This is a genomic window from Conexibacter sp. CPCC 205762 (assembly GCF_030646155.1).
GTDB lineage: Bacteria > Actinomycetota > Thermoleophilia > Solirubrobacterales > Solirubrobacteraceae > Conexibacter.
In genome coordinates, this window is the sequence record NZ_JAUTDN010000004.1 from 134,394 (window position 1) to 157,477 (window position 23,084).

22 protein-coding genes and 1 tRNA gene are annotated in these 23,084 nt (G+C 73.4%); 14 read left to right on the top strand and 9 right to left on the bottom strand.

Going from position 1 to position 23,084, the window contains the following annotated elements:
- The first annotated feature begins 2 nt into the window (after positions 1 to 2).
- From Q7L73_RS05950 to Q7L73_RS05975, 6 genes are read left to right on the top strand one after another with little or no spacing between them, the layout of a single operon-like run.
- A complete protein-coding gene (locus tag Q7L73_RS05950) occupies positions 3 to 752 on the top strand; it encodes a cytochrome c biogenesis protein (protein WP_304686831.1) in 750 nt (249 codons plus the stop codon).
- Positions 749 to 1,018, top strand: a complete 270-nt coding sequence (locus Q7L73_RS05955) for a hypothetical protein (protein WP_304686832.1) — start codon at positions 749 to 751, stop codon at positions 1,016 to 1,018. The genes Q7L73_RS05950 and Q7L73_RS05955 overlap by 4 nt, the downstream gene beginning before the upstream one ends.
- Positions 1,015 to 2,364 (top strand): glutamyl-tRNA reductase, encoded by a 1,350-nt coding sequence (gene hemA, locus Q7L73_RS05960; protein WP_304686837.1) that lies wholly within the window; start codon positions 1,015 to 1,017, stop codon positions 2,362 to 2,364. The genes Q7L73_RS05955 and hemA overlap by 4 nt, the downstream gene beginning before the upstream one ends.
- Entirely contained in the window at positions 2,364 to 3,299 is a 936-nt protein-coding gene (gene hemC / locus Q7L73_RS05965; RefSeq protein ID WP_304686844.1) for a hydroxymethylbilane synthase, read from the top strand. The genes hemA and hemC overlap by 1 nt, the downstream gene beginning before the upstream one ends.
- Positions 3,296 to 4,801 (top strand): uroporphyrinogen-III C-methyltransferase, encoded by a 1,506-nt coding sequence (gene cobA / locus Q7L73_RS05970; protein ID WP_304686850.1) that lies wholly within the window; start codon positions 3,296 to 3,298, stop codon positions 4,799 to 4,801. The genes hemC and cobA overlap by 4 nt, the downstream gene beginning before the upstream one ends.
- Positions 4,798 to 5,544, top strand: a complete 747-nt coding sequence (locus Q7L73_RS05975; protein WP_304686857.1) for a biotin--[acetyl-CoA-carboxylase] ligase — start codon at positions 4,798 to 4,800, stop codon at positions 5,542 to 5,544. The genes cobA and Q7L73_RS05975 overlap by 4 nt, the downstream gene beginning before the upstream one ends.
- Positions 5,545 to 5,575: 31 nt before the next feature.
- On the opposite strand, the gene Q7L73_RS05980 is transcribed toward Q7L73_RS05975, so the two are convergent.
- Positions 5,576 to 9,154, bottom strand: coding sequence for a DEAD/DEAH box helicase (locus Q7L73_RS05980; RefSeq protein ID WP_304686863.1), 3,579 nt, complete (start codon positions 9,152 to 9,154; stop codon positions 5,576 to 5,578).
- A 212-nt stretch (positions 9,155 to 9,366) separates the two neighbouring features.
- On the opposite strand from Q7L73_RS05980, the gene Q7L73_RS05985 reads away from it, so the two are divergent.
- Genes Q7L73_RS05985 through Q7L73_RS06005 form a run of 5 tightly spaced genes read left to right on the top strand, consistent with a single transcriptional unit; the run spans position 9,367 to position 12,447 of the window.
- Positions 9,367 to 9,945 carry a TlpA disulfide reductase family protein gene (locus Q7L73_RS05985; protein ID WP_304686870.1) on the top strand — a complete coding sequence of 193 codons (579 nt, stop codon included), beginning with the start codon at positions 9,367 to 9,369 and terminating at the stop codon, positions 9,943 to 9,945.
- Complete coding sequence (locus Q7L73_RS05990) at positions 9,942 to 10,373, top strand: GNAT family N-acetyltransferase (protein ID WP_304686875.1); 432 nt, start codon at positions 9,942 to 9,944, stop codon at positions 10,371 to 10,373. Before Q7L73_RS05985 ends, Q7L73_RS05990 begins: the two co-directional genes overlap by 4 nt.
- Positions 10,366 to 11,352: a DUF4921 family protein gene (locus tag Q7L73_RS05995; RefSeq protein ID WP_304686880.1), complete on the top strand. Its 987-nt coding sequence runs from the start codon at positions 10,366 to 10,368 to the stop codon at positions 11,350 to 11,352. The genes Q7L73_RS05990 and Q7L73_RS05995 overlap by 8 nt, the downstream gene beginning before the upstream one ends.
- A gap of 10 nt (positions 11,353 to 11,362) precedes the next feature.
- Complete coding sequence (dtd, locus tag Q7L73_RS06000; protein ID WP_304686890.1) at positions 11,363 to 11,806, top strand: D-aminoacyl-tRNA deacylase; 444 nt, start codon at positions 11,363 to 11,365, stop codon at positions 11,804 to 11,806.
- A gap of 11 nt (positions 11,807 to 11,817) precedes the next feature.
- A complete protein-coding gene (locus tag Q7L73_RS06005; protein ID WP_304686894.1) occupies positions 11,818 to 12,447 on the top strand; it encodes a hypothetical protein in 630 nt (209 codons plus the stop codon).
- On the opposite strand, the gene Q7L73_RS06010 is transcribed toward Q7L73_RS06005, so the two are convergent.
- The 3 genes from Q7L73_RS06010 to Q7L73_RS06020 are packed head-to-tail and all read right to left on the bottom strand — an operon-like array spanning position 12,444 to position 16,259.
- Positions 12,444 to 13,409 carry an ABC transporter permease gene (locus Q7L73_RS06010; RefSeq protein ID WP_304686897.1) on the bottom strand — a complete coding sequence of 322 codons (966 nt, stop codon included), beginning with the start codon at positions 13,407 to 13,409 and terminating at the stop codon, positions 12,444 to 12,446. The two genes, Q7L73_RS06005 and Q7L73_RS06010, sit on opposite strands and share 4 nt — an antisense overlap.
- 40 nt (positions 13,410 to 13,449) lie before the next feature.
- Positions 13,450 to 15,246 carry an ABC transporter substrate-binding protein gene (locus Q7L73_RS06015; protein ID WP_304686899.1) on the bottom strand — a complete coding sequence of 599 codons (1,797 nt, stop codon included), beginning with the start codon at positions 15,244 to 15,246 and terminating at the stop codon, positions 13,450 to 13,452.
- Positions 15,247 to 15,281: 35 nt separating this feature from the next.
- Complete coding sequence (locus tag Q7L73_RS06020) at positions 15,282 to 16,259, bottom strand: ABC transporter permease (protein ID WP_304686901.1); 978 nt, start codon at positions 16,257 to 16,259, stop codon at positions 15,282 to 15,284.
- 161 nt (positions 16,260 to 16,420) lie between these two features.
- On the opposite strand from Q7L73_RS06020, the gene Q7L73_RS06025 reads away from it, so the two are divergent.
- From Q7L73_RS06025 to Q7L73_RS06035, 3 genes are all read left to right on the top strand, one after another.
- A tRNA-Arg gene (locus Q7L73_RS06025) sits at positions 16,421 to 16,494 on the top strand.
- 60 nt (positions 16,495 to 16,554) lie between these two features.
- Positions 16,555 to 17,709: an aromatic acid exporter family protein gene (locus Q7L73_RS06030; protein ID WP_304715507.1), complete on the top strand. Its 1,155-nt coding sequence runs from the start codon at positions 16,555 to 16,557 to the stop codon at positions 17,707 to 17,709.
- A gap of 10 nt (positions 17,710 to 17,719) precedes the next feature.
- Entirely contained in the window at positions 17,720 to 18,358 is a 639-nt protein-coding gene (locus Q7L73_RS06035) for a hypothetical protein (protein ID WP_304686905.1), read from the top strand.
- Between the two features lie 33 nt (positions 18,359 to 18,391).
- Here the strand turns inward: Q7L73_RS06035 and Q7L73_RS06040 are convergent, their stop codons facing one another.
- Genes Q7L73_RS06040 through Q7L73_RS06060 form a run of 5 tightly spaced genes read right to left on the bottom strand, consistent with a single transcriptional unit; the run spans position 18,392 to position 22,955 of the window.
- Positions 18,392 to 18,973, bottom strand: a complete 582-nt coding sequence (locus Q7L73_RS06040; protein ID WP_304686906.1) for an orotate phosphoribosyltransferase — start codon at positions 18,971 to 18,973, stop codon at positions 18,392 to 18,394.
- Entirely contained in the window at positions 18,973 to 20,058 is a 1,086-nt protein-coding gene (locus Q7L73_RS06045) for a L,D-transpeptidase (RefSeq protein WP_304686908.1), read from the bottom strand. Before Q7L73_RS06045 ends, Q7L73_RS06040 begins: the two co-directional genes overlap by 1 nt.
- Positions 20,059 to 20,090: 32 nt before the next feature.
- On the bottom strand, positions 20,091 to 20,972 hold the full coding sequence (locus tag Q7L73_RS06050) for a CPBP family intramembrane glutamic endopeptidase (RefSeq protein WP_304686910.1): 882 nt from the start codon (positions 20,970 to 20,972) through the stop codon (positions 20,091 to 20,093).
- Between the two features lie 13 nt (positions 20,973 to 20,985).
- Positions 20,986 to 21,687, bottom strand: coding sequence for an HAD family hydrolase (locus Q7L73_RS06055; protein WP_304686913.1), 702 nt, complete (start codon positions 21,685 to 21,687; stop codon positions 20,986 to 20,988).
- Positions 21,684 to 22,955, bottom strand: a complete 1,272-nt coding sequence (locus Q7L73_RS06060; RefSeq protein WP_304686914.1) for a mannosyltransferase family protein — start codon at positions 22,953 to 22,955, stop codon at positions 21,684 to 21,686. Before Q7L73_RS06060 ends, Q7L73_RS06055 begins: the two co-directional genes overlap by 4 nt.
- Positions 22,956 to 23,084 lie beyond the last annotated feature (129 nt).

Sequence of the window (23,084 nt, forward strand, 5' to 3'; positions counted from 1 at the left end):
CAATGCACGGAAAGGGGCTGCGAGCGCTCACGCTCGCGACCCTCGTCGCCCTCTCCGCCACGTTCGCGCTGGTCGTCTTCTGGGCGCCGAACGACGCCGACCAGGGCTTCATCCAGAAGATCTTCTACCTCCACGTGCCGGTCGCGATCATCACCCTGATCGCCTACGTGGTCGCGGGGATCTTCGCCTGGCGCCAGCTGAAGACCGGCTCGCGCGAATGGGACCTGCGCTCGTACGTGGTGATCCACATCGCGCTGATCTTCAACATCGTCGGCCTGCTGACCGGCGCGATCTGGGCGAAGGCCTCGTGGGGCCATTGGTGGGTGTGGGACGAGCCGACGCTGGTCTCGTTCCTGATCGTCTTCCTGCTGTACGCGACCTACCAGCCACTGCGCTTCTCGATCGAGGACCCGGAGCGGCAGGCGCGCTACGCGAGCGTCTTCGCGATCATCGCGGGCGCCTTCGTCCCGCTCAACTTCATGGCCGTGCGGATGGCGACCAGCCTTGTCCACCCGCGCACCTTCGGCACCGCCAACGGCGGCCTGCCGGGCGAGATGATGTTCGTCTTCCTCGTCTCGATCGTCGCGATGGGCCTGCTGTTCTGGCTGATCGTGAAGTACGAGATCGCCCAGAAGACCCTGACCTGGCAGATCCGCGCGCTCAGACGGCGGCTGCTCGGCGACGACGCCGTCGCCCCCCTCGGCCGCTCCGCGGCGCCGACGATCGCTCCGCAGGAGGCCCCCGCCCGATGAACCCGCTCGCCGTCCTGGCCGCCGCCCCCGCGGTGCCGTACGACAAGGCCGGCCGCTACGTCGCCGCCGCCTTCATCGTCCTCTTCGCGATCGTGCTGATCTACGTCGCGATCATGGCGACGAAGCTGCAGCGGCTCGAGCGCGACCTCGGCGACATCAACAGAGAGCTCGACCGCCGCCAGCGGGAGCAGGCCGAGAGCGCCGACGGGGTCGGCCCCGCCGTCGGCGCCGCGACCGCCGCCGCGGCCCAGGAGAACGCCTCGTGAGCGAGCTGCTCGCGATCGGCGTCTCACACAAGACCGCTCCCGTCGCCGTCCGCGAGCGGCTCGCGCTGACGCCGGGCAGGGTCGCCGACTTCCTGCGCGACACGCGCGCGATCGGCGACGTGCAGGAGGCGGTCGTGATCTCGACCTGCAACCGCACCGAGGTCTACGTCGTCGCGGGCGACCCGGTCGACGCCGAGTCGGCCGTGCTGGGGATGCTGGCGCGCAAGGCCGGCATCCGCCCGACCGAGCTGGCCGGCTCGATCTACGCGCTGCGCAACTGCGACGCCGCCCGCCACCTCTATCGCGTCACGAGTGGGCTGGAGTCGATGATCGTCGGCGAGGCCGAGGTCCAGGGCCAGGTCAAGCGCGCCTACGACGACGCGCTCTCGGCGCAGTCGACCGGTCCGCTGACCAACCACCTCTTCCGCGCCGCGCTGGCGACCGGCAAGCGCGTCCGCAGCGAGACGAAGATCGGCGAGCGCCGGCTCAGCGTCTCCTCCGTCGCCGCCGCGCTGGCGGCCGAGCAGCTCGAAGGCCTGGAGCGCCGCGAGGTGCTGCTGATCGGCGCTGGCGAGACGAGCGAGCTGGCGGCCCGCTCGCTCTCCGACCACGGCGTCGAGGCGATGATCGTCGCCAACCGCGGCCGCGAGCGGGCGATCAGCCTCGCGCAGCGGTTCGGCGGCCAGACGACCTCGTTCGACGAGCTGCCGGCCGAGCTGGTGCGCGCCGACGCGGTCATCTGCGCGACCTCCTCGCCGCACGCGCTGCTGCACGCCGAGGAGATCGCCGCCGTGATGGAGCAGCGCGACGGCCGTCCGCTGCTGATCCTCGACCTCGCCGTCCCGCGCGACGTCGCGCCCGAGGTCCGCGACGTGCCCGGCGTCGCGCTCTACAACGTCGACGACCTCAGCGCCGTCGTGCGCCGCAACCGCTCCGTCCGCCAGGTCGAGGCGCAGCACGCCGAGGGGATCGTCGAGCAGGAGATCCAGCGCTTCGCCGAGTGGCTCGGCCAGCTCGAGGTGCTGCCGACGGTCGGCGCGCTGCGCGCCCGCGGGCAGCAGATCGCGGCGCAGATCGTGCGCGACAACGCCGGCCGCTGGGAGTCCGCCTCCGAGAAGGACCTGGAGCGGATCGAGGCGCTCGCGCAGGCGGTCGTCAACCGCATCCTGCACGAGCCGACGCTGCGGATGAAGGGCATGAACGACGACCGCGTCCACCTGCGGATGCAGGTGATCCGCGACCTCTTCGGGCTCGAGGACGAGCAGCAGCAGGCCGCCGCGGCCGACGACGCCCCGCTGGCCGAGGTCCGCGCGCTGCGCAGCGGGCGGCGCGCCGCGCAGGGCTGATGCGCGTCGGCACGCGCGGCAGCGCACTCGCGCTCGTCCAGGCTCGCCACGTGGCGACGCTGCTGGGCGGCGAGCGGGCCGGCGTCGAGGTCGTCACCGTCACGACCAGCGGCGACAGAGGCGCGCTGCTGGGCGACAAGTCGCGCTGGGTCAAGGAGCTGGAGCACGCGCTGCTGGCCGGCGAGATCGACGTCGCCGTCCACTCCGCCAAGGACGTCCCGAGCGAGCTGCCCGCCGGCCTGAGGCTGGCCGCCGTGCCGGCGCGGATCGACGCGCGCGACGCGCTCTGCGGCGCGCCGTCGCTGGCGGGCCTGCGCGCGGGCGCGGTGATCGGCACGTCGAGCCTGCGGCGCGCCGCGGAGCTGCGCGCGCTGCGGCCCGACCTCGACGTCGTCGCGCTGCGCGGCAACGTCGACACGCGCCTGCGCAAGCTCGCCGCCGGCGACGCCGAGGCGATCGTGCTGGCGGTCGCGGGGCTGGAGCGGCTCGGCCGCGCCGACGCGATCGACGGCCTGCTCGACGAGCTGGTGCCGGCACCCGGCCAGGGCGCGCTGGCGCTGGAGGTGCGCGCCGACGACTCCGTCGCGATCGCCGCCGTCGAGCGCTTGAACGACCGCGGCTCGGCCGCGACGCTGGCCGCCGAGCGAGCGCTTGTCCGCACGCTCGGGGCGACCTGTCACACGCCGCTCGGCGCGCACGCCGTGCGCAGCGGCGACGGCGGCCTGACGCTGCGCAGCTTCGTCGGCCTGCCCGACGGCTCGGCCTGGCTGCGCGACGAGCTGACGGCAGCGGCCGGCGTGGACGCGGAGACGTTCGGCGTCGCCGCCGGCCGGCGGCTGCTGGCGGCCGGCGCGCGCGACCTGCTCGACGTGGCAGAGTCGCTCGGCGCCGGCTCGCCGCCGCCGGCATCCACCCCCGAAGGAGTCAGATTGTGAGCACGACCGGACGTGTCTGGCTCGTCGGCACCGGGCCCGGCGACATCGAGCTGCTGACCGGACGCGCGCTGCGCGTCCTGAGCGAGGCCGACGTCGTCCTCTACGACCGCCTGATCCCGCCCGGCCTGCTCGCGCACGCCCGCTCCGACGCCGAGCTGATCTCGGTCGGCAAGACCGGCCACGGGCCGTCGATGCCGCAGGAGCGGATCGACGCGCTGCTGGTCGAGCACGGCGGTGCCGGGAAGAAGGTCGTGCGGCTGAAGGGCGGCGACCCGTTCGTCTTCGGCCGCGGCGGCGAGGAGGCGCTCGTGCTGCGCGCCGCCGGGATCCCGTTCGAGGTCGTCCCCGGCATCACCGCCGGAATCGCCGCGCCGGCCTACGCCGGCATCCCCGTCACCCACCGCGACCGTGCCAGCGCTGTCGCGCTGATCACCGGCCACGAGGATCCCGACAAGCCCGAGTCGGCGATCGACTGGCCGGCGCTCGCGACCTTCCCGGGCACGCTCGTCTTCTACATGGGCGTCAAGCAGCTGCCGCGGATCGCGCAGCAGCTGATCGCCGGCGGGCGGCCGGCGGACGAGCCCGCGGCGGTCGTCGAGCGCGGCACGCTGCCCGGCCAGCGGACGGTCGTCGGCACGCTCGCGACGATCGCCGAGCGCGCCCGCGAGGAGGGCATCAGACCGCCGTCGATCACCGTCGTCGGCCCGGTCGCGGCGCTGCGCGAAGAGGGCATCCGCTGGTTCGAGGAGCGGCCGCTGACCGGCGTCAGCGTCGCCGTGACGCGCGCGCGGGCGCAGGCGAGCGGCCTCGCGGAGCGGCTGCGCGCGCTCGGCGCCGAGGCGCTGGAGACGCCGGCGATCCGGATCGAGCCGCTCGACGCCGACGTCGCACTCGACCCGAGCGGCTTCGACCTCGTCTGCCTGACCTCGCCCAACGGCGTCAGAGCGCTGTTCGCGCGGCTCGCCGCCGGCGGGCGCGACGCGCGCGCGCTGGCCGGCGCCACGGTCGCGGCGATCGGCCCCGGCACCGCCCGCGCGCTGCGCGCGAACGGGATCGTCGCCGACGTCGTGCCGGAGAGATTCGTCGCCGAGTCGCTGGTCGACGCGCTCGCCGGCGTGCCGGTCAGACGGGCGCTGGTCGCGCGGGCCCGCGTCGCGCGCGACGTGCTGCCCGACGCGCTGCGCGCGCGTGGCGCCGAGGTCGAGGTGGTCGACCTCTACGAGACGGTCGCCGAGCGGCTCGACGACGACGCCCGCGCCGCCGCGACAGCGGCCGACTACGTCACCTTCACCTCCTCCTCGACCGTCCGCTTCTTCCTCGACGCGCTCGGCGGCCCGGAGCGGATCGGCCCGCAGACGCGGCTCGTCTCGATCGGCCCGGTCACGAGCGCGACGCTGCGCGAGCTCGGCCTCGAGCCGCACGTCGAGGCGAGCGAGCACGACGTCGACGGCCTGCTCGCGGCGCTGCTGGCCGACGCGGGCGCGCGGGCGAACCGCACGTGAGCCGCGCGGACGCGGCCGGCGCGAGCCCGGCGACGACGCTCGGGCGCCCGCGCCTGCACCACCGCACGATCGGGTCGACGAACGCGCGCGCGCAGGAGCTGGCGATCGCGGGCGCGCCGCACGGGACGATCGTGACCGCGCGCGAGCAGTCGGCCGGGCGCGGGCGGCAGGGGCGCGCCTGGGCGACGCCGCCGGGGACGACGCTGGCCGTCACGACGATCCTGCGCGACCCGCCCCCGCTGCTGACGCTCGCCGCCGGGCTGGCGGTCGCCGACGTCGCCCGCGCGCTCGACGCGCAGGGCCGCGAGCCGCGCATCAAGTGGCCCAACGACGTGCTGCTCGACGGTCGCAAGCTCGCCGGGATCCTCGCCGAGGGGCGGCTGCAGGACGGCTGGGCGGTGCTCGGGATCGGCATCAACGTCGCGACCAGACAGGACGACTTCCCCCCCGAGCTGGCCGCGCGGGCGACGACGCTCGGCCGCGAGCCGGAGGCCGTCGAGCAGGCGCTGACGCTGCTGCTGGCGGCGCTGGAGCGCTGGCTGGCGGCACCGCTGAACGAGCTGCTCGACGCCTTCCGCGCCGTCGACGCGCTGCTCGGCCGCGAGATCGCCTGGGAGGGCGGACGCGGCACCGCCGCCGGGATCGCCGACGACGGCAGGCTGCGGGTGCGCACGGACGATGGCGTCGAGCAGCTGCTCGACGCCGGCGAAGTCCACCTCGGCGCCCTCCCGCCAGCGCGCTAGTCAGCGCCGGCTCGCGGCTCGCGCGGCGACGCTAGTCGGCGGCGGCGACGGCTCTTCTCGCCGTCGCTCTTCTGGCTCTTCTGGCCGCCGCGGCTCTTCTGACGGCGGGCGCGCTTCTGGCGGCCGGCGCTCTTCTCGCAGCGGCTCTTCTGACCGCAGCGACTCTTCTCGCGGCCGGCGCTCTTCTGGCGACGGCTCTTCTCGCCGGCGGCGCGGCGCTCGCGGCAGCGGCTCTTCTCGCGGGCGCCGCGACTCTCGCGGCGGCCGCTCTCCTTGCGGGCGCCGCGGTTCTGGCGGCAGCGGCTCTCCTCGCGACCGGCGCGCTTCTGGCCGCCGCTCTTCTCGCGGCGGCGACGGCTCTTCTCGCGGCAGGCGCTCTTCTCGCCGCAGGCGTTCTTCTCGCGGCCGCGCTTCTGGTCGCAGACGCTCTCCTGGCGGCCGGCGCGGCGGCGGCGCCGTTCTCGCCGGTGGCGGCGCGCACGGCCTCGGCAGCGGCCGTGACGGCGTCGAGCACGCCGGTGCCGAGCCCGCCCACCCTGCGCGTGGTGCGCGCTCTTCTCGACAGCTCGTCGACCACGGCCGGGACCAGTTCGAGCTGGTCGCTCTCGGCGGCCGCTCTCGCTCTCGCCGCGCGCCTTGCGGGCGCTCTTCTCGCGGGCGCGGCGCCGTCGGCGGCCTCAACGCTCGCGGGCGCTCTTCTGGCGACCGCTCTGCGCGCGCGTCTCGCTCTCGGCGCGGCCGCTGCGGGCATCTCGGCAACGGCCTCGGTCTCGACCGGCGCGGTCGCGTCGGCGCCGCTGCCGATCACGGCACTGGCGTCGTCGACGACCGACACCGCCGCTATCTCAGTTCTGCGCGCGCGCCGTCTGCGCGCTCTTCTCGGCGCGGCCTCGGGTGCCTCGCCAGCGTTCCCGGCCGGCGCGCTCGTCGCGGCGGCCTCGCGATCGGCGGCGCCGTCGCGACCCGCTGCGGCGTTGTCGCCCTCGGGCGCGCCGCCTCTGCGACCGCGCGCGCCACGGCGGCGGCGGGAGCCGCGTCTCGGCTTCGGCTGGTCACCCGAGCCGGAGCCGGAGCCCGAGCCCGAGCCGTCAGCAGCAGCCGAGTCGGGCGCGCCGAGCGCCTCGTCCAGCACCTCGCTGTCCGGCCCCTCGCCGTCGAGCGCGACCGCGGTGGTCGCGAGCGTCTCCTCCGGCGCGACGACGTCCTTGCCGCCCTTGCGGCGACGACGGGCACCACGGGAGCGCCTGCCTCTGGGGAAGTTCCTCAGCAGCTCGCGGGCGAGCGCGGACGGCTTGCGCGCCATCCGCGTACGAGCGCCGCGCAGCGCCTCCTCGGCCTCGGGCGTGTGCGCCAGCGCGGCCGCCAGCAGCGCCGCCGACAAGCGGCGGTCCTGTCTCCTCGACGCGTGCACGAGCCGGCGCGCGTTGCGCGCGTGGGCGCCGCCGGAGGAGTTGACGAGCAGGCCGAGCAGCCGCTTCGTCTCGGGCCAGCGCTGGACGGCGTACTCCTCGTGCACCTCACGGGTGTACTCAGCCATCCTCCAGATCCAGGCGTTCGCCTGATCCCTGCGGCCGATTCTCTTCTCGGCCAGCGCCTGCAGCATGATCTTGACGCCCTCGCGACGCTCGTCACGCGGCCAGGTGCCCATCAGGTCGATCGCCTGGTCGAACGCCTCGGCGTCCCTCGCGGCGGCGATCTCCTGCAGCGCCCGCAGCCGCAGCTGCGCGTTGCGGTTGCGCTCGACCGCGGTGATCAGGAAGCGGCGCTTGAGGTCGCCCTGGCGGTCGAAGTGGAGCATCGCCTTCGCGCGGCGCCAGCCGTTCGGCGCGACGCGAGCGCCGGCCAGCGCGGCCCAGACGTGCTGCTCGCCGTAGTCGAGATGGTCGACGGCGATCCGCCACAGCTCGCGCTCGAAGACCTCGGCGCGCTTCTCGGGATCCGGCGTCACCGGCAGCACGCGGCGCTCGACGCGAACCCGGCGGCCGCGGCCGCGACGGACCGGGCCGACGACGATCGCGCCGCCGCGGTAGACGTCGCGGTCGAGCAGCGAGTGGAGCGTGATGACCGACTCGTCGTTCTTCGTCGCCGGGTGGACGAAGTCGACGACGATGCCGGCCTCCTTGCCCTGGTGGCGACGCGTGACGCGGCCGACGCGCTGCTGGTAGATGCGCTTGGAGGCGGTCGGCGCGAGGTGCATGCAGACGGTCGCGCGCGGCGAGTTCCAGCCCTCGGCGAGCAGCTGGGCGTTGATCAGCACGTCGATCTTGCCGCGCTCGTAGTCGGCGAGGATGCGGGCCAGCTCGCGCTTGGGCGTCTCGCCGGAGACCGCCTGCGCCTTCATGCCGACGTCGCGGAAGGCCTGTGCGACGTTGTAGGCGTGCCGCACGCCGGCGGTGTAGACGACGCCGGGGACGTTGTTGAAGCGCGTCTTGTAGAGGTCGGCGATCGCGAGGTTGAACGGCAGCTGGTCGAGCAGCTCGGCCAGCATCTCCTGGTCGAACTCGGTGTCGACCTCGCCGCGCCGCAGCGGCACCTTGGCGATCGTGCGGACGCCCGGACCGGGCGGGATGCGGATGCAGCGCAGCGGCGAGATGACGCCGCGGCGGGCCGCCTGCGCGAGGTCGAAGCGCGAGGTCTGCGTCGGGAAGAGGTCGGCGACGTGGCGGGCGATCAGCGCGCCGGTCGCGGTCATGCCGACGAAGACGGGGCCGGCCCACTGGCGGATCGAGCCGCTCGTCTTCTCGCCCAGCGCGGTGTGCGCCTCGTCGCAGATGACGATCGTGTAGGCGTCCGAGATTCTGCCGGCGTTGCGGACGAACCACTGGTACGTCTCGACCGTGACCGGGCCCCTCGGGCTGTCCTGCCCGGCCAGCAGCGGCGCCGATATGCGGTCGCCGTAGCCGCGCGTTCTGAGCTCGCCGTGGAACTGGTCGACGAGGTTGCGGCGATGGGTCAGGATCAGCACGCCGCCGGTGCGCGAGGCCTCGACGAAGCCGAGCGCGGCGACCGTCTTGCCGGCGCCGGTCGCGTGCTCGAACCAGAAGCGGCGAGCGGCGTTGGGATCCTCCGGCTGCTCGGCGAGCTGGACCTCGTCCTCGTTCTCGGCCGACTCGTCGTTCCAGTCCTGCGGCTCCTCGTCGGGCTCGCCCTCGTCGTCGTCGAGGTCGAGGTCCCGATCCTCCTCGCCGGGGATCGCGGCGGAGGCGAGCTGGACCGGCTCCTCCGGCGGGGCGGGGGCGGCAGCGACGCCGTTGCCGTTCCCGTTGGACCCGTTGCCGGTGCGCTGAACCTCGGCCATCAGGGCGGTCAACGTGCCGGAGAGCGCGTCGACCTGATGCGGGTTCAGCAGCGTGCCGTCGGCGAGATGGGCCTCCTCCTCGCTCAGCAGCCGCTCGAGGCCGACCAGCAGCGAGTACTCGCGGCGCCAGGCGATCGACGGCGTCTTCGCGCCCGCGGCGAGCTCGGCCAGCGCAGCATCGAGCGCACGACGGCGGGCAGAGCCGGGCGCGAGCGCGTCCGCGGCTTCTTCGCCGTCATGGACGAAGCGCTCGCGCGTGAATTGCTCAGCGCTCGCGATCGATCTGGCGTCAGGAAGGAGTGATTCAGCCATCAAACGGCGTACAGGCGTGGCAGTGCCTCAAGTTGGACGTTGCCTCTGAGATCAAAGATGAGCCGCGGTGAAGCTTTCGGCGACTCAGAGGGCCGGCGCAAACGCCGGGCACGGAGGAGACCCTCACAGTGCTCCCCCCGTGCAACACAGCAGGATATCCGTATTGAAGCAGATAGGACGGCCCGAACGGGCGATGTGCCAAGCTTCTGCCGATGCGCCCCCTCGCCGTGTCGATCGCCTGTTGCGTGCTGGCAGCGTCGCTGCTGGCCGGCTGCGGCGGCTCCGGCGAGGACGCCGACGTGCCGACGCCGGCCGAGGCGAGAGCGGCGTTGCGCGGCGCTCCGGCGCCGCTCGCCGCGCTCCACGCGCAGGCCGGCGAGCTGTTGCCCGGCGGCCAGGAGGCGTTCGACAGACGGCTGGCCGAGCTGAGAGGCCATCCGGTCGTCGTCAACGCCTGGGGCTCGTGGTGCGGACCGTGCAAGGAGGAGTTCCCGGTCTTCCAGCGGCTCGCCGCGAGATACGGCAGATCGGTCGCCTTCGTCGGGCTCGACGTGACCGACCCGAAGGGCGACGCGCAGACGTGGCTCAGAGACCACTGGGTGCCGTATCCGAGCTACGTCGACCAGGACGAGAAGATCGCGCGCAAGATCGGCGCGACCGTCGGCCTGCCGACGACCGTCTTCTACGACAGAGACGGCGAGCAGGCGACGATCAAACAGGGTCCGTTCCGCGACGACAAGGCGCTGGAGCAGTACCTGCAGCGGTACCTCGGCGCGGTGCCGAGCCAGTGAGCGCCGAGATCCGCCGCGTCGGATCCCCCGCCGAGATGAGCGCGGCGCTGGCGCTGCGCGACCGCGTCTTCTGTCGCGAGCAGGGCGTCCCCAAGCGCGAGGAGCTCGACGGCCGCGACGGCGAGGCGATCCACCTCGTCGCGGTCGAGCAGGGCGTCGTGCTCGGCACCTGCCGGCTGCTGATCGTCGACAAGACGGTGCAGTTCAGCCGACTGGCGGTCGAGCCGGCCGCGCGCCGCCGCGGGCTCGCGACGCGACTGCTGATCGCCGCCGACGCCGAGGCGTTCGACGCCGGCGCGCGGCGGCTCGTGCTGCACGCCCAGACCTACGCGCGCGACCTCTACCTGGCCAACGGCTACGAGCCGCGCGGTCACGTCTTCGTCGAAGCGGGAATAGAGCACATCGCGATGGAGAAGCGACTTGCCTGAGGTTCGTGTCGACCCACTCACCGGCCTGCGCACGATCGTCGCGGCCGACCGCGCCAACCGCCCCAACGCGGGCCTGAGCGCGACGCCCGCGGAGCCGATCGACCCCGCCAGGGACCCGTTCGCCGAGGGCCACGAGCAGCAGACCCCGCCGGAGCTGTTCGCGCTGCGGCCGGGCGTCGCCGACCCGCGGCCCGACACGCCCGGCTGGACGGTGCGGGTCGTGCCCAACCTCTATCCGGCGCTGACGCCCGACGCGCCCGAGCCGGGCGAGGAGTCGCACCGCGACCTCTACACGACCGCGCCGGCCCGCGGCGGGCACGAGGTGATCGTCAACGGCCCGCAGCCGGTCACCTCGCTGGCGCAGCTGCCGGTCGAGCAGGTCGCGGCGGCGATGGACGTCTGGCGGCTGCGGATGCGCGCCCACGCCGACGCCGCCTGCCGCCACCTGATCGTCAACGAGCGGCGCGAGGCCGGCGCCTCGCTGCCGCACACGCACGCGCAGCTGTACGCGCTCGACTTCGTGCCGGCCGCGATCGCCCGCGAGCGCGAGCGCTTCGGCGCCCACGCGACCCGCACGATGGGCGGCAGCCTGCTCGCCGACCTGCTGCAGGAGGAGGTGCGGCGGCGGCAGCGGATCGTCGCGATCGACGACGAGGCGGTCGCCTTCGCGCCGTTCGCGAGCCGGCTCCCGTACCAGCTGACGATCGCGCCGCGCAGAGCGCGCGCCCGCTTCGAGGACGACGGGCCGACCGGCGCCGCGCTGCTGCACGACGTGCTCGGGCGGCTCGGCCGCCTGCTCGGCGCCGACCCGCCGCTGAACCTGTGGGTCCGCACCGCGCCGAGCGGCGCCGACCACTTCTGCTGGCGGATCGACGTGCTGCCGCGGCTGACCCACCTCGCCGGGCTCGAGCTCGGCGCCGGCCTCAACCTCAACATCGTCGCGCCGGAGGCGGCAGCGGCGGCGCTGCGCGAGGCGTAGGCGGCCGCGCGTGCGCGCCCTCGTCCAGCGCGTCTCGCACGCGAGCGTCAGCGTCGGCGGCGAGACGGTGTCGCAGATCGGCCCCGGGCTGCTGGTGCTGCTCGGCGTCACCCACGCCGACGGCGAGCGCGAGGCCGACCGGCTCGCCGACAAGCTGCTGGCGCTGCGGATCTTCGCCGACGCCGACGGGCGCATGAACGAGCCGCTCGGGCCCGGCCGCGAGGTGCTCTGCGTCAGCCAGTTCACGCTCTACGGCGACACCCGCAAGGGGACGCGGCCGAGCTGGGTCGCGGCCGCGCCGGGGGCGGTCGCCGAGCCGCTCTACGAGCGCGTCTGCGAGCGGCTCGGCGCGCGCCGCGGGATCTTCGGCGCCGACATGCAGGTCGCGTCGGTCAACGACGGGCCCGTCACGTTGATGGTCGAGGTCGAGCCGCCCGGCGGCGGCGCGCAGTAGGCTCCGCCCTCATGCCGCCGACCGATCGCTACGTCATCCGCTTCGCGGCCGAGCCGCCGCAGGAGACGCTCCCCTACGGCCGCTGGGCCGACACCCTCCGCAGCTGGTTCCTCGAGGCCGTCGACGCGATCGACCCGGGCGACGAGGAGGTCGGCGAGCCCGGCGAGGTCGTCTGGTTCCCGGACCGCAGCTACGGCGGCCGCACCTACGTGCCGGCGACCGCGCGCACCTCGGCCGGCAACGAGCTGTTCGGCTACGTCTCGTTCGCGGAGGGCCCCGGCGGCGCGCCGGAGGACTTCGCCGCCCACGCCGACTTCACCAGCGAGACCGCCGACGCCAACCCCGAGTGGCAGATCGACCTCAACGAGGAGGTCGTCGGCCGCTGGCGCGGGCAGAACGGCAGAAGCGCCGACATGACGCTGATCTGGGGCATCCCGCTCGTCAAGAACGGCGCGATCGTGACGGCCGAGCTGGCCGAGCTGGCCGTCGACCAGTGCGAGCTGGTCGACTACCGCTTCACGCTCATCGCCCCCGACGCCTACCGCGAGGACTTCCTCGTCGTGAAGCTGTGGTCGGCGGCCGGCGAGGAGCTGGCGCACGAGTCGCTCTACGTCGAGGACGACGAGGAAGACGACGCCTAGCCGCTGACCCGCACGCGCGGGTCGAGGTAGGCGTAGACGACGTCGACGACGAGGTTCGCGACGACGACGAAGAGCGCGGCCAGCAGGACCGTGCCCTGGATCACGGGGAAGTCGGCGTAGCGGATCGAGTCGTAGCCGAGCGTCCCGATCCCGGGCACGTTGAAGACCGTCTCGACCAGCACCGCGCCGCCGAGCAGCACGCCGATGTCGACGCCGAGCAGCGTCACGACCGGCGTGATCGCGACCCGCACGCCGTGGCGCAGCACGACCCGCCGCTCGGAGATCCCCTTCGCGCGCGCCGTGCGGATGAAGTCCTGGTGCATCGTCTCGATCAGGCTCGTCCGCAGCATCCGCGCGTAGACGCCGGCGAAGGCGCCGGCCAGCACCAGCCACGGCAGCAGCAGCGCGCCGAACCAAGCACCCGGGTCGTCGCTCAGCGCGACGTAGCGGTTGGCGCCCGGCAGCAGCGGGACCAGCCCGATGTCGTCGGAGAAGAGGTAGAGCGCGACGAGGCCGACCCAGTAGACCGGCGCCGAGATCGCGACCAGCGCGCCGCCCATCAGCAGACGGTCGACCCAGGTCCGCCGCCGCAGCGCGGAGACGATCCCGATCGGCAGCGCGATCGCCAGCCACAGCACGACCGCGCCGAGCGTCAGCGACAGCGTCGCCGGCAGCCGCGACCGCAGCAGCGAGCTGACCGACTCGCTGGAGTAGTAGCTGTAGCCGAGGTCGAAGTGGAGGAAGACGCCCTTCAGGTAGGCCCAGAACTGGACCCAGACGGGGTCGTCGAGGTGCAGCTGCGCGCGGATCGCCGCGATCGTCTCCGGCGTCGCGCGTCTGCCGGCCCGCAGCACGGCCGGGTCGCCCGACGGCAGCAGGAAGAACAGCACGAACGTGAGCGCGCAGACGGCGACCAGCACGACGACCGCCTGCAGCAGCCGCCTGGCGATGTAGCCGATCATCGCCGGCGCGCCCCCGTGGGCGCGCGCCGGCGACGGCGGCTCATCTCAGCGAGCTGAAGGCGGGGTCGCAGTGCCCCTGGTTCCACAGCTGGTTGGCGCAGCGGACGTCCTTGGAGGAGACGACCGGCTGGTTGTCCCACAGCCACGGGATCGCCGCGCCGGTCTCGGTGATCATCTGGTCGATTCTTCCCCACGCCTGCGCGCGTTCCTGCGGATCGACCACCAGCTCGGCTCTCTTCATCGCCGCGTTGATCGCGGGATCGTCGAGCTGCGAGATGTTCGGGTTGGAGCCGTCCTGCCGGCTGATCGACGTGCCGTTGAAGGCGGCGTCGAGGACCGTCTGGGCGTCGGCGAAGTCACGCGACATGCCGATGTTCGGGCAGATGTTCACTCTCGCGCTCGGCGACTGGCAGTATCTGCCGTACATCGTGTTGGAGTCGACGAGCAGCAGTCTCGTTCTGAAGCCGAGGCTTCTGACCGCCGCGTCGACCAGCTCCGCGTCCTTGTCGGACGGGTCGCCGGAGTCGCCGACGATCGTGATCGTCTCGTCGCCCGTGTATCTGCCGTCCGGATAGCCGGCGGCGACCATGTACTTTCTCGCCACCTCCGGATCGCCGCTGGGGGCGGCGAGGAAGTCGGCGCCGGTGCCCTCCAGCCCGCCGGCCTCCTCGAAGCCGGGCACGCCCGGGTAGAGGAAGTGGGTCGCGACGTCGCCGAGCAGTCTGCCGCCGCGCACGAGCCGCATCTGGTCGCGATCGGTCGCGGCGATCACGGCCTTGCGCAGGTCGGCGTCGTCGAACGGCGCGACCTGCGTGTTGATCGCGGCGTAGCGGTTGCCGCCGCCGGGGCTGAAGAAGATCTGGTCGGGCGACTGCTGGACGGCGCGCTTGATGATCGCGGCCGTCGGCGTGTCGCCGAGGTTCATGCCGTTGCCGTCGAGCACCTGGCGGCCGGCGACGTTGGGGTCGTTGCCGACGCTCCACTCGAGCCCGTCGAGGTAGGCGGGCCGGTCGTCGGTCGCCGGATCCCAGTTCGGGTTGCGTCTCAGCACGTATCTGCGTCCGGGCACGATGCCGACGCCCTGGACGGTGCCGTCGGCTCTGGCGTCGAACATGTACGGCCCGGTCGCCGCCTGGTGGGCGGCGTAGGTCGAGTAGCCGCCGACCGGTCTGGCGTCGTATCTGCGCGCGACCTCGGGCGGCACCGGCGCCGACAGCGGCAGCACCAGCGCCTCCGCGAGGATGCCGCCGGTCGGGCGGTTCAGTCTGAAGACGATCGTCTGGTCGTCGGGCGTGGTGATGCCCGCGATCGGGCCGCCGTCGGCTCTGTCGGCGCCGATCACGTCGCCGTAGTAAACCCCGGCGTACCCGGATGCGACCGACGGGTTGAAGCCGCGCTCGATCGCGTACTTGACGTCTCTGGCGACCACTTCGCGGTTCACCGGCGGGCTGTATCTGACGCCTCTGCGGATTCTCACCGTGACGGTTCTGCCGTCGGCGGAGACGTCGGCCGGAGCGGCGGCGAGGTCGGGCACCGATCTCTCGGGGTTGTCCGGCGTGTAACGGAACAGCGGCCGCACGGTGCCCGAGAGCAGGTTGAACGTGGAGGCCGAGTAGGTGTGACCTGAGTCGAGCGGGCTGTCGAGATCCTCCTCGGTGATCACTCTCAGGACGCCGCCTCTGCTGCCGCCGGCGCCGTTGTCGCCTCTGACGGCGGTGGAGGAATCGGCCGTGCTCCCGCCCTTGTCGTCACCCCCCGAGCCGCAGGCGGTCAGGAGCAGGGCCAGCGCGAGGGTCAGGGCGCCGGCAAGCAACGTCCGCGCGACGGAACGCGGCATGTGCGGTCCTTTCATGGTCATGTCAGCTGAGCAGGTCACTGTCTGGAGATCGGATCGAGTGCGTCCTGCACGCCGTCACCCAGCAGATTGAAGGCCATCACGGTGACGAGCAGAGCGAGCCCGGGAAAAAGCATGTACCACCATTGCGTATCGAAGTTCGGCGCTGCGTCGGCGAGCATCGAGCCCCAGCTCGGTGTCGACGGTGACACTCCCACTCCCAGGAAGGACAGCGCCGCTTCGAACAAGATCGTCTGCGGGATCATCAGACTTGAGTAGACGATCACCGTTGGCACAAGGTTGGGCAGCACCTCGCGGGTGACGATCCGCAGCTCGGAGGCGCCGCCGACGCGCGCCGCGTCGACGAACTCGCGCTCGCGCAGCGACAGCACCTGACCGCGTACGACGCGCGCGATCACCGTCCAGCCGATCGCCGCGACGACCAGCAGGACGGTCCGCAGGCCGGGCTCGATCAGGCCGCCGGCACAGCCGCCGCCGAGCGTGCAGGCGGAGGCGATCCCGAGCCCGAGCAGCAGCACCGGGAAGGCGAGCATCACGTCCACGAGCCCGACCAGCAGCGCGTCGACCCAGCCGCGCGACCAGCCGGCGAGCAGACCGAGCAGCGTCCCCAGCAGCGCGGCGATCGCGGTCCCCACGAGGCCGACGAAGAGCGAGACGCGGGCGCCGTAGACCGTGCGCGCGAAGACGTCGCGGCCGAAGTCGTCGACGCCGAACGGGTGCGCCGAGCTGGGGCCGACCGGCGCGCCGAAGTCGTCCAGCGCCTTCGCGTCGCGCACGTTCGGTCCGGGCAGGCCGAGCAGCTTCAGCAGCAACGGCGCCAGCAGCGCGACCAGCACCAGCGCGACGATCACGGCGAGCGCTGCGAGCGCGACGCGGTCGCGCCGGAAGCGGCGCCAGAAGAGCTGCGCCGGCGAGCGCCCGTACGCCTGCTCGGTCGCGCCCGCCGGTGGTTCGGCGAACGGATCGTGCAGCACGCTCGGCGTGCCGACGCTCATCGGGCGGTCCCCGCCGCCCGCGCGCAGTTGGCGCGATATGACTCGTCGTCAGCTCCCATTCGGACCGCTTCAGGTTCGCGCACGCCCCGCCGACTCCTTGCTGGAACTGCTGCATAGCACAGGCTCGCGGCGTATACATGGTCCATTACGCTGTGCCACGCGCCCCGATAGCTCAGCTGGATAGAGCGACTCCCTCCTAAGGAGTAGGTCCCTGGTTCGAATCCAGGTCGGGGCATGCAGGTCTCTTCGCAGGGCTGCCGGGGCGCGTCGCAGTGCGTCGGGCATGCTTGCAGTCGTGAACTCCCGGCTGGCTTCCCGCATGCGGCTCCGCGAACGCCTCACCGACGTGCGGCGCGCGGCGCTGCCGATCGCGCAGGCGACGCTCGCGGCCGGCGCCGCCTGGCTGATCGCGACCGAGGTGTGGGGTCACGCGCGGCCGTTCTTCGCCCCGATCGCGGCGATCATCGTGCTCGGCGCGACCTACATGGAGCGCGGTCGCCGCACCGTCGAGCTGATGGTCGGCGTGACGCTCGGGATCGCCGTCGGCGACCTGCTGATCTCCGTCATCGGCGTCGGCACCTGGCAGCTGATGGGCGTGATCGCATTGGCGATGGCGACCGCCGTCTTCGTCGGCGGCGGACCGCTGCTGATCACGCAGGCGAGCGTCTCGGCGATCCTCGTCGTGACGCTGCAGCCGCCGACCGAGGGGATCTACTGGGGGCGGATGATCGACGCCTTCACCGGCGGCCTGCTCGGGATCGCCGTCTCGATCCTGATCCCGGTCGATCCGCTGGCGCTGGCGCGCCGCACCGTGCGGCCGCTGCTGCACGAGCTGGCGGAGGCGCTGGAGGCGATCGCGACGGCGCTCGACAGACGCGACCTCGACGCCGGCGAGCGGGCGCTGGTGGCGGCGCGGGCGCTCGACGCGAAGGCCGACGCCTTCCACAGAGCGGTCGTCGCGGCCGGCGAGACGGCGCGGATCGCGCCGCCGCGCTGGCGCACGCGCGACCGTCTCTCGCACTACGCGACCGCCGACCCGCAGCTCGACAACGCGGTCCGCAACGTGCGCGTGCTCGCGCGCGGGGCGCTGCGCGCGATCCAGCTCGGCGACCACGTCCCGCCCGACCTCGGGATCGCGCTGCACGAGCTGGCGGCGACCGTGCGCGGCTACGACCTCGCGCTCGCCGACCACGACGGCCGCAACGCCGCGCAGCCGCGCCACAGCGCGCTGCGGGCGGCGGCGCGCGCGACGCTGGTGCTGGAGCGGACCGGCAACATGTCGGTCAGCGTGCTCGTCGGCCAGGTCCGCTCGACCGCGGTCGACCTGCTGCGCGGGCTCGGGCTCGACGGCGACGACGCGCGCGCGGCCGTGCGCGCGGCGACGCTGGAGGTCGCCGCCGAGGAACAGGGATCGGTTGGCGCACCCCCGGTGCCCCGGCCGACCCTCTAGGGTTGAAGCCATGTCCAGGACGGGGCGACGCGTCGTGCTGCTGACGGCCTGCGCGCTGTTGGCCGGCGTCGCGACGGTGAAGGCGTTCGGCGGATTCGGCGAGCGCGGCCCCACCCGCACGATCACGACGACGGTCCCCGCGACGGTCGCGGACGTGCCGGTCGCCGACGCCGGTCCGCTGCCCGCGCTGCCGAGAGGCTGGCGCCGCGTGCAGGACCCCAGAGGCGGCTTCAGCGTCGGCCTCCCGCCCGGCTGGAGCGCCCGCCGCAGCGGCGGCACGCTGGTGCTGCGCTCGCGCGACCGCACGCTCGCGATCGCCGTCGGCGCCGACCGCAGCGCACCCGGGAGGGTCGCCGAGCCGGCCACCTACGCCGACCAGGCGATCGAGTCGCTGAGGGGCTACAGAGGCCTCCGCTCGAGCGATTCGAGACCGCTGCGGACGAGCCCCTATCCGGGCGCGCAGGCGACCGCGACCGGCACCTACGCCGACACCGGCGTCGAGCAGGCGATCACGCTCGTCGCGCTCCAGCGCAGAGGCGACGCGACCTACACGCTGCTGGCGTTCCGCAGCGCGCAGTCGCCGAGAGAGCCGGCGCGGCGGGTCGTCGCGCGGGTCGTCGACACGCTCCACTCCGAGCGGCCGGCGTAAGCGCCGCCGGGTCGCTCGCCCGGCGGCCCGCAGTCAGCCGCGGTCGGGCCGGCCGGGGTAGACGTCGTCGATCGTCGTCAGCGCGACGTACGGCGCCTGCGCCGCCTGCTCGATCGCGGCCGCGCCGCCGGCGAGGCGGTCGCAGATCGCGACGACACCGGCGATCTCGTGCCCCTCGGCGCGGACGGCCTCGATCGCCTTGACGGTCGAGCCGCCGGTCGTGACGACGTCCTCGACGATCAGGCAGCGGTCGCGGGGCGTCAGCTGCGGCCCTTCGATGCGGCGGCTGAGGCCGTGCTGCTTCGTCTCCTTGCGGACGAAGAAGGCCTTCACGTCGGCGCCGCCGGCGAGCGCCGCGCATGCGAGCGGGTCGGCGCCCATCGTCAGGCCGCCGACGGCGGTCGCGCCGAGCGTGCGCGCCTGCTCGGCGATCAGGACGCCGGCGGCGAAGAAGCCCTCCGGCGTCAGCACCGAGCGCTTGACGTCGACGAGGTACTGCGCGACCGCGCCACTCGTCAGCACCACCTCGCCGATCACCAGCGCCTCGTCACGGAGCGAGCGGACGAGGCGCTCGCGCGCCTCCTCGGCCCCGTACGGCGCCGCGACGATCGGCATCAGTAGTAGACGTCGATCTGGTCGCCGATGTGGACCCAGTTGTAGATGTCGTGCGCGACCGGGATCGGCACGCGCAGACAGCCGTGGCTGGCGGGGTAGGTCGGGACCTCGGGGTAGCCGTGGATCGCGTAGCCACGGATGAAGTAGGTCGAGTCGACCATGCCCTTGTTGTTGACGCCCGGCTGTCTCCAGTAGAAGCGGTAGTTGCCGAGCACGGTCGGCGTGACCGACGCGCCGGAGCTGGTCGTGTAGGCGCGGAAGACCTTGCCGTTCTCGATCAGCGCCAGCACCTGCTGGCCGAGGTGGGCCTCGACGTGGCGCCCGTGCTGCGGGTAGCGGACCTTGAAGCCGCCGACGCCGCGCAGCAGCTTGTCGACGATCGCCGCGTCGAGCGACTGCGTGCGGTCCATCCCGTTGACCTTGCGGAAGGCCTCGAGCGCGCGGCCGGTGGCGGCGTCGAAGGTGTTGCCGAACGAGGTCGCGTAGCCGAGCGCGAGCAGCTTCTGGTTGATCAGCCCGGCGAACGGGCTGGTCGTGCCGTAGCCGGCGTTCGGGTTGGCGACGGTGACCTTCGCGGCCGCCGACTCGATCGCCTTCTGCTCGGGCGTTCTCGCGTGGACGGCGAAGACCTTGACGTCGCCGATCTTGCCGGCGGTGAATCTGGCCGTGAAGGTCGCGGTCTGCTTCGTCTTCGTCGGCTTCGGCGTGACGACGACCGACTTCGCCAGTCTGTCGCCGAGCCAGATCCGCACGTTGACCTTCTGGTGCGGCACGTACGGGTTGATGCGGCCGCTGATGCGGACCTCTCTGCCCGGCAGCGTCAGCGTCGTGCTGCCGACGTGGTAGACGCCGCCGGCGAGGCTGACGCCGAGTCTGCCGCCGCGCTGCTTGACGACTCTCTCGGTCGGCTCCGCTCTGGCCGTCGGGCTGGTTCTCGCCTGCGGGTCGCCGGCTCTCTGCGCGGCAACCGTTGCGGCTGGATCGACGGCGGGCTCGACGGGCGCCTCCTGAGCAAGGGCGGCGGCCGGAGTCGCGGCGATCGCAAGCGTCGCGGCGAATGCGGGGATGGCGGTGCGACCGGTCATGAGGCTGACCATCCTAGATGAGCGCCGTGTCGTCACGTCGCCGGCGCGTTCGCCTGGTCAGATCGAGAACCGACGAACGGAGCGCAGATCAGCATGCAGGCGGCCACAGCGCCGACCGTCCACAGCGCCGTCCCGCCGATGCTGAAGTCGCCGCCGCGGTCGCCGAACGCGATCGAGTTGTTGATCGCGTGCAGCACGATGCACGGCAGCAGCGAGTCGGTTCTCCAGCGGATCAGGCACAGCAGGAAGCCGAAGACCATCAGCGGCAGCAGGAACTCGACGTCCGTCCCGAGCACGTGGATCGCGCCGAAGACGACGCCGGTGATCACCGCCGCCGTCCACGGACCGCGCCAGTTGCGCAGCGCGCCGAACATGAAGCCGCGGAAGAGGAACTCCTCCGCCAGCGGGGCGACGACCGTCACCAGCAGGCCGACGGCGACGAGCGCGACCGTGCTCTGGTGGACGCCGAGCCCGCTCGGCAGGTCGTTCGTCTCGGTGTTCGCGTCGATCAGCGTCGCGTAGAGCGCGTTGAAGACGATGTAGCCGAGGAACAGGCCGGCGGTGACGCCGAAGGCCCGCACGAAGCGCGTCCGCCGCAGCCCGAACTGCGCCGGCACGATCGGCCCCGCCGCGCGGGCGAAGAAGATCGCCGCGCCGACGAAGCAGAAGTCCTGCACCAGCAGCGACAGGATGTTGACCGCCGGCGTCGGGTCGTCGAACGGCGAGCCGAAGGCCGAGCCGACCGCCAGCACGACGAACTGCAGCAGGACCGCGGCGAAGAAGGCCGCCGGCAGCGCGACGATGCCGCTCCACGGCTGCCAGTTCGTCTCGCGCGGCGGGCCGGCCGGCGGCGGTGGCTCAGCGGGCGTCGCGGAGACGGGCGGGATGAAGCGGGGAGGCGGGGCGCTGCTCACGGTCGTCCAGAGGTTACGCGGCGGCGATCCCCGGCAGCTCGGCGAGCGAGCGCACGACCGCGACGCCGGGCGGCGCCGGCTCGTCGTCGCGCAGCACCAGGCGCACGTCGATCCCGGCGGCGCGCGCGCCGCCGACGTCGGCGTCGAGGTCGTCGCCGACGTGCAGCGCCTGCTCCGCCGCGACGCCGGCCAGCTCCAGCCCGCGCGCGAAGATGCGCCCGTCGGGCTTCGACGCGCCCAGCTCGGCCGAGGTGACGACGCCGTCGAGCAGCGGCGTCAGGCCGGAGGCGTCGAGCGCGTCGTGCAGCGAGACGTCCCAGTTGGAGACGACGACCAGCCCGATCCCGGCCGCGCGCGCCGCCCGCAGCGCCTGCGGCACCTCGGGGAACGGGCGGAAGCGCAGCGCGGCCAGCAGCGCCTCGGTGAGCGCGCCGAGGTCGAGCGCGTGCGCGGCCGGCGGCAGCGCGTCGCGCAGCACGCGCGCCGCCCCGCGCCGCAGCTCGGCGAGCGAGGCGCGGTCGACCGCGCTGTCGTGGTTGGCGCGGTACCAGCCGATCTCGGCCTTCATCGCCGCGCCGGCCTCCGCCGCGCTCAGCTCCAGCCCGAAGCGCTCGCGCAGCTCCCGCCGCAGCGGCTGCAGCGGCGGCTCCAGCTCCAGCAGCGTGCCGAGCGCGTCGAGCAGCCAGGCCCGCGGCGGCGCCCCGGCGACGCTCACGCGACGAACCCCCAGCGCGCGAACTGCACCGTCAGCAGCCCGAGCAGCACCGCGCTGATCGCGACGCCGCGCTCGACCGCGCCGTCGCCGCGCTCGCCGAGCCGTTTCGCGAGCCACATGTGGAGCGGGAACAGCACCGCCAGGAAGCGTGGAAGCGACATCAGCGGCTGCGCGTCGACGGGGTAGGAGAGCGTCAGCACGAGCGCGACGAGCGCGTAGGCGCCGTAGGCGATCGGCAGCCGCCGCAGCGCGCCGACGAGCGCCACCAGCGCGAACACGAGGAAGCCGAACAGCATCAGGTTCTGGCCGGCGTTCGCGAGCGGGTCGCCGCCGGCGTCGCTGAAGTAGACCGGCGTGGCGGTGCCGGCGCCGACCTGCCGCAGCCCCAGCCAGGCCGCCCGCGCGCCCTCCCAGATGCCGCCGAGCGGGACGAGGTGGCGGCCCCACAGGCCCTGCGCGCCGAACGGCGCGAAGAGATCGTCGAGCACGATCCCGCAGTAGGCGAGGTAGCCGGCGAGCGCGAGCGGCACGAGTGCCAGCCACAGCAGCTGCGGCGTCAGCGGATAGCGCGGCGCCCAGCGCGACCAGCGTCCGCTCTCCTCCCGCTCCCGCGGCGGCCGGTCCTCGCGCGGCCCGTAGAGGAACAGCAGCAGCAGCGGCACGAGCAGCACGGCGCCGCTGTTGCGCGTCAGCGTCGCCAGCGCGGCGGCGATCCCGGCCCACATCCACAGCCCGCGCCGCGCCGACAGCACGGCCGCGACCGACAGCAGCAGGAAGAGCGACTCGGCGTAGACGGCCGAGAAGAAGAACGAGGCCGGGAAGAAGGCGACCAGCAGCAGCGTGTGGCGCGCGCCGCGCTCGCCCAGTTCCAGCGCCGCGAGCTGGTGCAGCAGCACGAGCGCGCCGAAGAACGAGACGATCGAGATCAGCACCCCGGCCGCCAGCGTCGAGCCGACGACCCAGCCGGCGCCCTTCGTCAGCAGCGGATAGAGCGGGTAGAAGGCGGCCTTCGCGCCGTCGACCGTGTCGGAGTAGCCGTCGCGGGCGATCGCCAGGTACCAGACGGCGTCCCAGCGCGCCGCCGGCGCGACCAGCAGGTTGCCGAAGGGCGAGAACGGCCGCGTCAGCGCGCCCGGGTCGAACTGATCGGCGTTGGGCGCCTCGCCGAGCCACAGCAGGCCGAGCAGGCCCGCCGCCCAGACGACCGCGCGGGAGCTCCACAGGACCTGCCACGCCGCGCGCACGCTGCCGACCGGTTGACGTTCCATCGCCGCCGGATGTTGGCAGCAACCCGCCGCCGGACGCGTGGGCAGGAGCATCGCCTGCGAGGGCGAAAACCGGCTCTGGCTATTCTTTGCTTACTGGAGCCGCCGGACGCGGCCCCGCAGCCTTCCCCC